Here is a 12280-nt window from a genome sequence, read left to right as displayed (position 1 = left end):
GTTCCGCGCAACCGAGTGCCGCAATGCGCCACAACCTGCGCGGATCAGCGCATCGGTGCCGGCCACTGCGGTGCTGCCCATCCTGCGTGTGGCGCGTGTGGCGCAGTCCTTAAAAAAAGGGGTTTGCTGCAAAGCAGTCGTGCTGGCGACCGTGCCTGGCTACACCATTGCCGTCGCAGCAGATGCGATTGTCGGCGTGTGCCCCGTTCCACGATCGTCAATGTCGGTATAGCATCGCCCCGTTTTGATACTAAAGGCCCCCAGGAGGGCAACATGAGCAACGGTAATGGTAATGGTGTGTCGGTCGTGACCGACGCCGTCGAGAACGTCAAAGAAGCCGCCACCAATGTTGGCGAGACCATCGCCCACGCCGCCGAAGACGCCGTGAAGTCGGTCAAGAAGACCGTCAAGCGCGCCACCAAGGCTGCCGGTACCCGCGTTGCCAAGGCCAAGAAGGCCGTGGCCAAGGTCGAGAAGACCGTTGCCAAGAAGGCCGAGAAGGCTGCCAAGTCGGTCGGCAAGACCGTTGCCAAGGCCAAGCAGAAGCTGGAAGCGGCCAAGAAGAACGCCAAGGCCGAAGCCGCTGCCCTGAAGAAGGAAGTGGCCAAGAAGAAGGCCGCTGCGGGCAAGGCGGTGACCAAGAAGGCCGCTGCTGCCAAGAAGACCACCAAGGCTGCCGGCAAGAAGGTCGCCACCGTGAAGAAGTCCGCCACCAAGAAGGCTGCCGTGGCCAAGAAGACTGTTGCCAAGAAGGCCGCGGCCGCCAAGAAGGTGGTCGGCAAGAAGGTCGCCACCGCCAAGAAGGCTGTGGCCAAGAAGACCGTCGCCGCCAAGAAGGTCGCCGGCAAGAAGGCCGTGGCTGCGAAGAAGGTTGTCGGCAAGAAGGTTGCCGCCACCAAGAAGGTCGCCACCAAGAAGACCGCTGCGGCCAAGAAGGTTGTCGGCAAGAAGGCGGCCGTTGCCAAGAAGGCCGTCGGCAAGAAGACCGCTGCGGCCAAGAAGGTCGTCGGCAAGAAGACCGCCGTCGCCAAGAAGGCGGTTGGCAAGAAAGTTGCCGCCACCCGCAAGACGGTCGCCAAGAAGGCTGCACCGCTGAAGAAGGTCGCCGCCAAGAAGGCTCCGGCCAAGAAGGCCGTGCGCAAGGTCGCCAAGCGCAAGTAATCGCGCCGTGACCGAAGGCCCTGCCACCCTCCGGGTGGTGGGGCCTTTCGCGTTTCTGGGACATGGCCTGGGGCAAGATGCAGGCTCTTCCCGCCGGAGTGCCGAGCATGCGCGGTATCGACTTCAGTTCCTGGCAGGGCGTGCTGTCCACCTTGGCCGGCCTGGTCCTGATCACCCTGCTCGGCGTGGGCATCCGCCTGCTGGTGATGCAGACCCTGCAGCAGCGTCGCGAGCGCGAGAACCGGCAGATCAATGAGCGGCTGCGCACGCTGATGGCCGCCTACAAGACCCTGGGCGGTTCGTTCACCGGCGAACTGGGGGTGGACCCCAGCCATCGCCGCGACCTGCGCCAGCGCGAAGATGCCGAAGGCATCGCCGAACCGCGTTCGGACCGCGCCCGCCGCATCCGCGATGCGGTCGAGGCGGCACTGTCGGACATCCTGCTGCTGGGCACCGACGAACAGGTGCGCCTGGCCGCGCGCGCCGCCAACGAACTGGCACAGGGGCGGCCGGTGCACACCCACGACTTGGTGATCTCGCTGCGTGACTTCGTGCGCGAAGCGCTGGACCTGGCGCCGATCCCGGCCGGCCTACAGATTCCGCCGCAGGGGCCGACCCGGCCCGGCGCCAGCGGCAAGGGCCGCAATGACGGCGAGGCCAAGGGCGGTCGTTCCGGTGGAGGCGGCGGTGGCGGTGGCGGCGGAATGGGGGCCGGCATGGGCCTGGGTGCCGGCGCCGCACTGGGCGCCGGCCATGCCGCTGCCAGCGATGACACGGACGCGCGCTGAGCGCGCCCGCACGCTTCAGGGCGTAAGTTCGTAGATCGGCACGAAGCCGCCGAAGATCATCCGCGCGCCGTCGAACGGCATCGGATTCTTCGCCGGATCCAGCCGCGGATCTTCCATCATCTTCTGCATGCCGGCGTCGCGGGTTGCCTTGTCCGGCCATTCGATCCAGGAAAACACCACCGTCTCATCCGGCGTGGCCTTCACTGCGCCGAAGAAGTCGGTGGTCTTGCCGCGTGGCACGTCGTCACCCCAGCACTCGACCACGCGCAGGGCACCGTATTCGATGAACACCACGTCGCCGCTGCGCGCGTGGGCGAGGAACTTCTCCTTGTTGGCGGTGGGTACCGCCATGACGAAACCATCGATGTAGCTCATTGCCTGCCTCCGGATGGACCGTGCCGCATGCACGGCCTTCAAGTACCCGACGAACCAGGGCGGCGTGGATCGACACCCTGGCGATGCCTGTTCAGCCCGGGCCACCGGGCAGCGGCGCCAGCATCGTATCCGGCGGTTGCCGGCCGGCCAGGTGGCGCACGAAGTAGTCCCACATGCGGTGCGTGTAGGTAGCGTCGTTGCGGAACAACTCATGGTCCTGGCGGGCCAGGTACAGCAGGTCATACTCGCGCTGGGCCTTGTTCAGGGCGGCGGCCAGCTGCAGGGTCAGTGCCGGTGGCGCGTTCTCGTCCAGTTCGCCATAGACCAGCAGCAGATGCCCGCGCAGGTTGCCGGCCAGCGCGGCATTGTCGAGTCCGGCAAACGGCGCCGGCACGCCATCGGCCATGGCCGTAGCCGGCAGCACGCCGCCGAACAGCCGGTCCATGCCGTGCAGGGCGCCACCATACATGCCCTGGAAATTGTGGCTGCCGGCCGAGGCCACGCCCACCTTGTAGAACGCCGGGTAGCGCAGCAGGGCGCGCGCCGCGCTGTAGCCACCGAACGAATGCCCATAGATGCCGACCCGCTGCAGGTCGATGCCCGGGTAGCGTTCGCCCAGCTGGCGCAGCGCCGCCACATGGTCATCCAGCTGCACATCGGCGGCGCGCAGGAAGCTGACGTCATGGAATGCCTTGTCGCGGCCGCCGGTACCGCGCGCATCGATGCTGACCACCACGAAGCCGAGTTCGGCCAGGCTGGCGCGTGACACCGGGTTCAAGGCAGACACCGCCTCGGCGTAGCTGACCGGTGCGTTGCTGATGAAGGATCCACCGTACATCGCGTCGATCACCGGGAAGCTGCCATCATCGCGATAGTCACGGGGCAGGTAGACGGTGGCGAAGATCGGCGTGCGCCCATCGGCGGCCAGCAGCCGCTCGCGCCGTGGTGCGCGCCAGCCTGCCGCAACGATCGCGCTGTCATCGGCTGTTTCCAGCACCATCACTTCACGGCCGTCATCGCTGGCCCGCAGCACGGTGCGTGGTGGTTGGTCGAGACCGGAGACGGTATCCACCAGATAGCCAGCGCCAGGCGACAGCGCCTGCGGCGCGCGCCCGCCGAACAGCGCGCCGGTGCCGGCATCGGCCAGGTGGTCGTTGCCATCGGCGGCCAGGCGCTGGATCGGCCCGCCCTGCAGCGATACCCGGTACAGGCCACGCACATAAGGGTCGCCACCGTCCACGCCGCCGGCACTGAAGTAGGCCCAACCGCCTGCGCCGTCCACGCCCAGCAGGTCGCGTACCACCCAGGGGCCACGGGTCAGCTGGCGCAGCACTTTGCCGTCGGACAGCCGCACCCGGTACAGGTGGCCGCGGCCGTCGCGCTGCGAGAACCACACGGCGGTGTCCTGCCCGGGCAGGATCGCCACGGCCGGTCGGTTGTACGAATACACGTTGAGCTGCAGGCGGGTGTCGCTGGCTTCCTCCAGTACAGTGCGCACTGCACCGCTGTCGGCTTCGATCTCCACCAGGCGCAGGCGCCGTGGCGTCCCGAAGTGCGCGATCACCGCGTACAACCGGCCCCCCTCCCAGCCCAGCACGCCGGCTTCGCTGAGCGTGTTCCAGCCCTCGGGCAGCGCGATGTCGTGCTGTTGACCGCTGCGGGTATCCACCACGAACAGGCTGTCGCGTACCTGCTGCGCATCACCCAGCACGCCCAGCTTCACCGCATGCACGTGCGGGCGCGCGCTGTCGGCGGGCGTGCTTTCCAGATAGGGATAGTCCAGCAGGGCACGCTCGTCGTAGCGGATGCCGGCCACGTAGCGGCCATCCGGTGACCAGCCGACCGCGAACGGCCGCATCGGCATCCGGCCCTGCCGGCGCGGAATGCCACGCAGGGCGAAGTCCGGCAGCACGCCATAGCCATGGCCGGGTTCACCGCCGGCCGTCAGTGCGCGTGCCACGGTTCCAGGCGAGTGCAGCCATAGATCGTGGTCGCGCACCTGCAGCCATGCATCGCCAACGGGCGAAGGCAGTGCGTCGGCCGGCGGCATCAGATCCTGCGCGCGCGCGCATTGCCAGCGTGGCCACTGGCAATCGATCGGCACCTCGCCGCTGAAACGCAGGCGCAGGCCAGCGTCCACCGCCTGCACGCTGGCCAGGCGCAGGCGTGGCCCGCTGGCAGCGAAGGGGGCCACCGCTGTGTCCAGCGCGGTGGGCTCGAACAGGATCTGGCGACGGGCCGTTGCCGGATCGACCAGCACGGCCTGGCGCCGGCCCTGCGCGTCTTCGCGCTCGTACCAGAAGCGCCCGTCGGGCAGCCAGTTCGGCAGGACCGACGCGTTGCGCAGTGCACCGCGCAGATGACTGTCGTGCACGCGTTCGGCGCGTTGGTAGTCGCTGGCCTGCAGCGCATGTGCAGGCGTGGGGGAAAACAGCGCAGCGCTGGCCAGCACGGTCGCGCGAACCATCCTCTGAAGCGGGTCGGGCAGGCGCAAGGCAACCTCCTGTTGCAATCGTCGAGGGATCACAAATGCACGCGCGGCGCGCGCGTATGCCAGAGAGAGCCTGAATCAAGGCAAAAAATTCAGCAATGCGAAGACCGCTGTTTTCAGGGAGCGTTGTGGCGAATAACGGAGAATTTACATTCCCGATGCGATGGCGCCCTGGCGCTGCTGCACACCATAAGAAAGTAAAGGTGTACCCCCATGAAGAATTCGCTGATTGCTCTGGCCCTGGCCGCTGCCCTGCCGTTCACCGCTTCGGCCGCTGAGAACCTGTCCTACAACTACGCCGAAGCCAACTACGCCAAGACCGACAACGATGCGTTCAAGTCCGACGGTTGGGGCGTGAAGGGTTCCTACGGCTTCCTGCCGAACTTCCATGCCTTCGGTGAGTACAGCCGCCAGGAATTCGACCACACCAACATCAAGCTGGACCAGTGGAAGATCGGTGCCGGCTACAACGTTGAAATCGCTCCGTCGACCGACTTCGTTGCCCGCGTTGCCTACCAGAAGCTCGACCAGAAGCACGGTCTGGACTTCAACGGCTACAGCGCTGAAGCCGGTGTCCGCACTGCCTTCGGCGCCCACGCCGAAGTCTATGGCCTGGTCGGCTACGAAGACTACGCCAAGAAGCACGGCGTCAATCCGGATGGCCAGTGGTACGGCCGCCTGGGTGGTCAGGTCAAGCTGAACCAGAACTGGGGCCTGAACGGCGAGCTGAAGATGAACCGTCACGGCGACAAGGAATACACCGTCGGCCCGCGCTTCAGCTGGTAATTGCTGCCCCGGCGCGATCGCGCGCTGGAAACGCTTCGACAGGCCCGGCTTCTGCCGGGCCTGTTGCGTTTGCGATGGCGCAAAACGGAATGCCATCTGACTGATGAGGCGCGCAGGCCGGGCATTGCAAGGAATTGGATTCCGCCGCTGCCGGCTCCGTTCTACCGTGGATGTCCCGTGTTGCTGGACATGCCCCCATGCCCCCCGCACTTCCGCCCCTGCTTCCTGACCGGCCCCAACGCCTGGCATTGCTGGACCCGCATCCGGTCCTGCGATTGGGCGTGGAAGTGCTGTTGCGGCAGCAGAGTGGCGTGCAGGTGCGGGTGAGCCTTTCCAGCGAGGCGCATCTGCTGCAGCTGCTGGAGCGCAGCCCGACCTGTGTGGACCTGCTGCTGATCGATGCGCTGCCGATGGGCGACCTGGGCGATGGATTGGCCCTGCTGCGCCGCCTGTCGCAACGCTGGCCGGCGCTGCCGGTGCTGGTGTTGTCGGCACACTGCAACGCCAGCACGGTGACCAGCAGCATGCGTGCCGGCGCGCGTGGCTTCCTGTCCAAGTCGACCGCGCCGGATGTGTTGCTGCATGCGATCGACGTGGTGGCCCGCGGAGGATGCTTCGTGCCACCGGAGCTGCGTGCGGAACTGAACGCATCGCGGGCGCGCAGCGCGCCGGCGCCGGCGCTGGCGCCGTTGAGCCGCCGCGAGCGCGAAGTGCTTGGCCTGGTGCTGAAAGGGGTCAGCACCAGCGAAATGGCGCTGCGATCGGGGCGCTCGGCCAGCACGATCAGCTCGCAGAAGACCTCGGCCTACCGCAAGCTCGGCATCCGCGGCGACGGCGACCTGTTCCGCTTCCGCCACCTGCTCGATTGCGGATGAGGGGGCTTACTCGCCCTGGTACTGCTTCTCTTCCACCAGCGCCGAACCGGCCACGCGGTTGATCTCGTTCTTCACCTGCACGCGCTCGCCGTTGGTGCCATAGACGCCGCGCGCCAGCTGGATGAACGCCTCGTCGAACACCTGGGCCGCTTCCTTGTCGCGCAGCTGGTCCTGGATATCCCACATGCGCTCGTTGATCACCTTCAGCTGCTGCCTCAGCGCGTCCAGCGCCGGCTGTGCCTGCAGCTGCTGCTGCAGCAGTGGCAGGAGGCCATCCAGCTCGGTGTGCACATTCGCCAGCTTGGCGGCATCGTCGATGCGCTCGGCCTTGATCTCGAGAATGGTGATCTTGTCGATCAGCTCGCCGATCGATACCGGGGTCAGGATGGCGTCCACGCGGTTGGTTCCTGGAAACAGGCCACCATGATAACGCGCCCGTATCGAAGCGCCGCTGATCCACGGGATTTACGCCGAATTTGCGCTGCGGGCCGGGCAACACCCTCGATCCGTTACGGCCCGGCCCTCGACACTGCCGTCCCGGCGGCACGACCGCCTTCGACGAGGAAAACAGTGCAGTGAACAGCAAGGGGATGATGGCGGCCGTGGTGGCCGCCCTGGCAGGGCTGCTCGGAATCGGCAGCGCGCAGGCCCAGGTAAAGGTCAGTGGCAGCGCGGCGTTGACCAGCGACTACGTGTGGCGTGGCAGCTCGCAGAGCGATGGTGACCCGGCGGTGCAGGCGGGTGCGAAAGCAGCCATCCCATCGGGCTGGTACGCCAGCGTGTGGGGCTCGAACGTTTCGTTCAGGCCGGACAATGGCGCGCGCAGCGAGTTCGACCTGGTGGCGGGCTGGTCCGGCACGCTCGCGCCGGATTGGGCGCTGGATGCCAACCTGACCCGCTATGTGTACCCGGGCACCGGTCGCGCGCTGGACTGGACCGAACTCAACACCACGCTGACCTGGAAGCAGCGCGCCTGGCTGCAGCTCGCGCACTCCAACGACGCGCTGGCTGGGGGGCACCGCGGTACCTATGCCCAGCTGGGCGTACGGGTGCCGCTGCACGAGCGGGTCCGCCTGGAAGCGGCGGTAGGCCAGTACTGGCTGGCCTCCGCGCAGGGGCCGGATTACCTGCATGGCCAGCTCAGTGCGATTGCCACGTTGACGCCCGCCTGGGAGCTGCGCGCCACCGTGCACGACACCGACAGCGCGGCCAAGCGCCTGTTCCCGGGCAATGCCGGTGGACGCTGGGAGCTGGCGTTGCAGGGCAGCTTCTAGTTCGACGCCGCAGCCTGGCGCGCGCGCAGCGCGCCGGGCAGCCACAGCAGCAGGGCCAGCACCGCCACCGCAGCACCGGCCACGCACACGCCGGTCCAGCCGAAGCGCTGGTAGACCTGCGCCGACAGCAGCGAGCCCAGCGAACCGCCGATGAAGTAGCCGGTCATGTAGCCGGCATTGAGCCGGTTGCGTGCGGCAGGCTGCAATGCATAGATCAGGTTCTGGTTGCTGACGTGCAGCAGCTGCGCGGCCAGGTCCAGCACCACCACGCCGACCAGCAGTGCCAGCAGCGAGTGTGCAGACAGCCCCAGCGGCAGCCATGACAGCAGCAACAGCACCAGTGCGATGGCGGTGGCGCGGCCGGTCTGCCCGCGGTCGGACATGCGCCCGGCCAGGCCCGCGGCCAGCGTACCGGCGGCACCGACCAGTCCAAACAGGCCGATGGTGGCATCGCTGTACTCATACGGCGGTTGTGCCAGCAGGAAGGCGAGCGGGGTCCAGAAGATCGCGAACATGGCGAAGCTGCAGGCACCGAGCAGGGTGCGCTGGCGCAGCACTGGCTCCTGTACGAACAGCATGCCGATCGAGCGCAGCAGCGCGAAGTAGCCCAGGCCGGCGCTGTGATGGAAACGCGGCAGCCCGCGCTGCAGCGCCAGCGCGGTCAGCACCAGCGTGCCGGCGGCAATCGCATACACCAGGCGCCAGTCACCCAGGCTTGAAAGCAGGCCGGCCACGGTGCGTGCCAGCAGGATGCCGAGCAGCAGGCCACTCATCAGCGTGCCGACCACCCTGCCCCGATGCTCCGGCGCCGCCAGCGTGGCGGCGAACGGCACCAGCACCTGCGCCACTACCGAGAACAGGCCGGTGATCGCGGTACCCACCAGCAGCCAGGTCAGCGACGGTGCGCAGGCGCTGATCACCAGGCCGCCCGCCGACAGCAGGCTCATCACCACGATCAGGCGGCGGCGCTCGAACAGGTCACCCAGCGGCACCAGCAGGATCAGTCCGGCCGCGTAGCTCAGCTGCGCGGCGGTGACCACCATGCCGACCTGGCCGAACGGCACGCCGAAGGCATCGGCGATGGTGTGCAGCAGTGGCTGCGCGTAGTAGTTGCTGGCCACCGCGACACCGGTGGCGACCGACATCATCAGCACCTGCCAGCGATGCAGTGGGGGGAGAGTGGGGCTCACGCGATGTTCCAGAAAGCGGGGTGCACAGTGTCCGCCTGCTGCAGTCATGATGGAAATGAATCATCATCATCCCTGTCATCTGGAAATGAGATGGTTGCGTGAATCTCAAGCAGCTCGAATTCGCCGTGGCCCTGGCCGAGGAGGGTAACTTCACCCGTGCCGCGGAGCGCTGCCACGTGGTGCAGTCCGCGCTGAGCCACCAGATTGCCTACCTGGAGCAGGAACTGGGCACGCCGCTGTTCGAGCGCCTGCCGCGCCAGGTGCGCCCGACCGCCGCGGGTGAGGCGCTGCTGGTGCACGCGCGCCAGGTGCTGGCCAGCCTGCGCCACCTGCGCGCCGACGTGGCCGCCGTCAGTGGTGAAGTACGCGGGCTGCTGGCGATCGGTCAGATTTCGTCGCTCACCGACATCGATGTGGTGGCGATGCTGGCCGCCTTCCAGCAGGCGCACCCGCAGGTGGAGTTCCAGCTGCGGGTGGAAAAGAGTGAAGTGCTGATCGCGCAGGTGCAGTCGCGCGAGCTGGATGTGGCGTTGGTCGGGTTGGCGCCGTCGGCGGCCCTGGACGGCGTCTGCCACCGCATGCTGCAGGAAGAGGATCTGGTGGCGGTGCTGGCGCCGTCGCACCGGCTGGCCAGACGCAAGCGGCTGCCCCTGGCCGAACTGCAGGATGAGGCACTGGTCGACTTCCCGCGCGGTACCGGCGCGCGCCGCCAGACCGATGATGCGTTCGCTGCTGCGGGACTGCCGCACACGGTGCGCTTCGAGGTCAACCTGATGGAACTGGTCGAGCGTTTCGTCCGCCACGGGTTGGCGGTCGGCATCGTGCCGGCGTTGATTGCCGACGGTTTCGAGGGCGTGGTGCAGATTCCGCTGCAACCCACCCCGACCCGCCGCGTGCACCTGGTCTGGCAGCGGGTGCCGACGCCGGCCGCGCGCGCGTTCGTCGAAGCCGTGCTCAGCCGCGCAGGCGCAGGCTCAGGCCCTTGAGGAAATTGCGCAGCATCTGGTCCAGGCAGCGCCGGTAGTTGGCATGGCCGGGCTGGCGGAACAGTGCGCCCACTTCCGACTTGGATGCCTTGAAACCAGCGCTGGCGAAGATCTCCATCAGGTCCACGTCACGCAGCTGGAACGCCACCCGCAGCTTCTTCAGCACCAGATTGTTGTCGATGCGGGTTTCCACCGCACGCTGCGGCTGGCTCTCGTCGCGGCCGCGCAGGTGCACGATCAGGCCATCGAGGAAGTGCGCCAGCGCGCTGTCGCTCATTGCTTCGAAGCCGGCTTCATCCTCGCGGCGCAACCAGGCCTTGACCTGTTCGGTATCCACGGCGAACGCCGGATCGGCCATCTGGCACAGGGTCACCACGTGGTGGTCGCCCAGGTCCAGGGAGTAGCGCACGCTGCGCAGGACATCGTTGTTGATCATGGCCCAATTGTACCGGTCACCCCGACAGGCGGGGCCGGATCTGGCCGATCCGGCAACGCAAGCCCCGGCTGACGGTGCCAGAATGGGGGTCTGGTCCCCACGGAGTTGCCTGCATGACCCGCACCGTCCTGATTACCGGCGCCACCTCCGGCTTCGGCGCCGCCGCCGTCCACCGCTTCGCCCAGGCTGGCTGGAAGGTGATCGCCACCGGCCGTCGCAGCGAGCGCCTGCAGCCGCTGGTCGAGCGCTATGGCAAGGACGTGGTGCATGCCGCCGCCTTCGACATCCGCGATCCGGTGGCGATGGAAGCGGCCCTGCTGGCGTTGCCCCCCGCGTTCGGCGAGATTGATCTGCTGGTCAACAACGCCGGCCTGGCGCAGGGCACCGCGCCGGCGCAGGGCGCCAAGCTGTCGGACTGGACCACGATGATCGACACCAACATCACCGCGTTGGTGACCCTGACCCATCGCCTGCTGCCGCAGCTGGTGGAGCGCAAGGGCGCGATCATCAACATCTCCTCGGTGGCCGGCGTCTATCCGTACCCGGGTGGCAATGCCTACGGCGGTACCAAGGCCTTTGTCAGCCAGTTCTCGCTGGGCCTGCGCTCGGACCTGCACGGCACCGGCGTGCGGGTGACCACGATCGAACCGGGCATGGCCGAAACCGAGTTCACCGTAGTGCGTACCCACGGCGACCAGAACGCGTCGGACAAGCTGTACAGTGGCGCCAACCCGATGACCGCCGAGGACATCGCCGAACAGATCTTCTGGGTGGCCACGCTGCCGCCGCACCTGAACATCAATCGCCTGGAACTGATGCCGGTCAGCCAGTCGTTCGCCGGTTTCCAGGTAGCCCGCGAAGGCTGAAGCCCTTGTAGAGTCGAGCTTGCTCGACTGCTCTTCTGTTTTTGAACGGCAGTCGAGCATGGCTCGACGCTACGGAAGCAAAAAAAAGCCGGGCAATGCCCGGCTTTTTCCGTTCAGGCCCGAAGGCTCATTGCGCCTTGATCGCCATCGCCTGCAGACCGGTGCCATCCAGCTTCTGCTTGGCCTCGGACAGCTCGCCGGCGCTGCCATACGGCCCCATGCGCACGCGGTACACGGTCTTGCCGTTGATCTGCGCCGACTCCACGCGTGCGGCCAGGCCCATCATCGCCAGCTTGGCCTTGGTGGCTTCGGCATCGCCGGAAGCACCGAACGCGCCGGCCTGCAGGATGTAGCGGGCGTTGTCCGCCGCGGCCGGTGCGGCAGTGGCCGCGGTGCTGGTGGCTGCCGGTGCGGTTTCCGCGCGCGCGGCCGGCGTGGCAGCGGCGGTGCTGGTCGATGCCGGCGGCGTGCTGGCCGGCGGCGTTGCCGCGGCCGGACGCTCGCTCAGCGGAGCCGGCAGCGGACGGTTGGTGGCGGTCACCTGCGCGGTGCTGGCGACGCTGGCGGTGGCTGCCGGTGCAGGTGCGGTGGCCGCAGCCGGCGGTACCGGCTTGCCTTCCAGTGCGGCCTGCGCGCGCTGCGCCTCGGCCTTGGCCCGGCGCTGGTCCTCGGCGCGCGCGCTGGCGGCCAGTTCGGCGTCGGACATTTCAACTTCCTTGCCCGGCAGCAGGGTGTAGAAGTCGTACTGGGTGGCGGCAGGCTTTTCCGCTTCGGCCGGCTTCGGCGTGGCGGGCTGCGCGGCCGGCTGGGTGCCGACATCGCTGTCGGCATCGGCGACCGGGGCCGGTTGCGCGTTCGGGTTCGGCTGTGGGCCGGCGCGCAGGAAACCATCGCCTTCACCCTTGAACAGGTTCGGCGCCGCCAGGAACACCACCGCAGCAATGGCCACACCGGCGACCAGCCACACCCATCCGGGTGTGCCCTGGCTGCCGCTGTTGCGTCGTGCCTGGCTTTTGCCGCGTCGTGCTGCCATGAGTACTGCGTCTCCTGAT

Annotated in this window: 13 protein-coding genes; 7 read left to right on the top strand and 6 right to left on the bottom strand. The window is 67.6% G+C overall.

Translation table 11 applies throughout. The features are described from left to right. Positions 1-273: 273 nt before the first annotated feature. Positions 274-1161 (top strand): hypothetical protein, encoded by an 888-nt coding sequence (locus tag SSKA14_RS00370; protein WP_040006608.1) that lies wholly within the window; start codon positions 274-276, stop codon positions 1159-1161. 107 nt (positions 1162-1268) lie between these two features. Then, entirely contained in the window at positions 1269-1949 is a 681-nt protein-coding gene (locus SSKA14_RS00365) for a hypothetical protein (RefSeq protein ID WP_040006607.1), read from the top strand. Between the two features lie 15 nt (positions 1950-1964). Here the strand turns inward: SSKA14_RS00365 and SSKA14_RS00360 are convergent, their stop codons facing one another. After that, the gene (locus SSKA14_RS00360; RefSeq protein WP_008267337.1) at positions 1965-2324 is read right to left on the bottom strand and encodes a DUF1428 domain-containing protein; all 360 of its coding nucleotides are present in this window, start codon (positions 2322-2324) and stop codon (positions 1965-1967) included. Positions 2325-2415: 91 nt separating this feature from the next. Continuing rightward, positions 2416-4791: a prolyl oligopeptidase family serine peptidase gene (locus tag SSKA14_RS00355; protein ID WP_008266433.1), complete on the bottom strand. Its 2376-nt coding sequence runs from the start codon at positions 4789-4791 to the stop codon at positions 2416-2418. A gap of 237 nt (positions 4792-5028) precedes the next feature. Between SSKA14_RS00355 and SSKA14_RS00350 the strand changes: the two genes are divergently transcribed. After that, positions 5029-5601 carry an Ax21 family protein gene (locus SSKA14_RS00350; RefSeq protein WP_008268412.1) on the top strand — a complete coding sequence of 191 codons (573 nt, stop codon included), beginning with the start codon at positions 5029-5031 and terminating at the stop codon, positions 5599-5601. A 197-nt stretch (positions 5602-5798) separates the two neighbouring features. Beyond that, positions 5799-6476: a response regulator transcription factor gene (locus SSKA14_RS00345; RefSeq protein WP_040006605.1), complete on the top strand. Its 678-nt coding sequence runs from the start codon at positions 5799-5801 to the stop codon at positions 6474-6476. Between the two features lie 6 nt (positions 6477-6482). On the opposite strand, the gene SSKA14_RS00340 is transcribed toward SSKA14_RS00345, so the two are convergent. After that, the gene (locus SSKA14_RS00340) at positions 6483-6872 is read right to left on the bottom strand and encodes a DUF6165 family protein (RefSeq protein WP_008267220.1); all 390 of its coding nucleotides are present in this window, start codon (positions 6870-6872) and stop codon (positions 6483-6485) included. A gap of 179 nt (positions 6873-7051) precedes the next feature. Here SSKA14_RS00340 and SSKA14_RS00335 point away from each other — a divergent pair, with 179 nt between their 5' ends. Beyond that, positions 7052-7750, top strand: a complete 699-nt coding sequence (locus tag SSKA14_RS00335; RefSeq protein ID WP_008268222.1) for a TorF family putative porin — start codon at positions 7052-7054, stop codon at positions 7748-7750. On the opposite strand, the gene SSKA14_RS00330 is transcribed toward SSKA14_RS00335, so the two are convergent. Continuing rightward, positions 7747-8988 carry an MFS transporter gene (locus tag SSKA14_RS00330; protein ID WP_050413322.1) on the bottom strand — a complete coding sequence of 414 codons (1242 nt, stop codon included), beginning with the start codon at positions 8986-8988 and terminating at the stop codon, positions 7747-7749. The genes SSKA14_RS00335 and SSKA14_RS00330 overlap by 4 nt on opposite strands. 50 nt (positions 8989-9038) lie before the next feature. Here SSKA14_RS00330 and SSKA14_RS00325 point away from each other — a divergent pair, with 50 nt between their 5' ends. Then, complete coding sequence (locus SSKA14_RS00325) at positions 9039-9926, top strand: LysR family transcriptional regulator (RefSeq protein WP_008268218.1); 888 nt, start codon at positions 9039-9041, stop codon at positions 9924-9926. Here the strand turns inward: SSKA14_RS00325 and SSKA14_RS00320 are convergent. Then, positions 9895-10362, bottom strand: coding sequence for a DUF1456 family protein (locus tag SSKA14_RS00320; protein WP_008265228.1), 468 nt, complete (start codon positions 10360-10362; stop codon positions 9895-9897). The genes SSKA14_RS00325 and SSKA14_RS00320 overlap by 32 nt on opposite strands. 113 nt (positions 10363-10475) lie before the next feature. Here SSKA14_RS00320 and SSKA14_RS00315 point away from each other — a divergent pair, with 113 nt between their 5' ends. After that, on the top strand, positions 10476-11228 hold the full coding sequence (locus tag SSKA14_RS00315) for an SDR family NAD(P)-dependent oxidoreductase (RefSeq protein WP_008265780.1): 753 nt from the start codon (positions 10476-10478) through the stop codon (positions 11226-11228). Between the two features lie 127 nt (positions 11229-11355). Here the strand turns inward: SSKA14_RS00315 and SSKA14_RS00310 are convergent, their stop codons facing one another. Then, positions 11356-12261 carry an SPOR domain-containing protein gene (locus tag SSKA14_RS00310; protein WP_008266685.1) on the bottom strand — a complete coding sequence of 302 codons (906 nt, stop codon included), beginning with the start codon at positions 12259-12261 and terminating at the stop codon, positions 11356-11358. Positions 12262-12280 lie beyond the last annotated feature (19 nt).

The organism is Stenotrophomonas sp. SKA14 (genome assembly GCF_000158575.1).
Taxonomy (GTDB): domain Bacteria; phylum Pseudomonadota; class Gammaproteobacteria; order Xanthomonadales; family Xanthomonadaceae; genus Stenotrophomonas; species Stenotrophomonas forensis.
The sequence above is the reverse complement of the archived record's forward strand: the minus strand, read 5'-3'. Positions and strand labels throughout refer to the sequence as shown.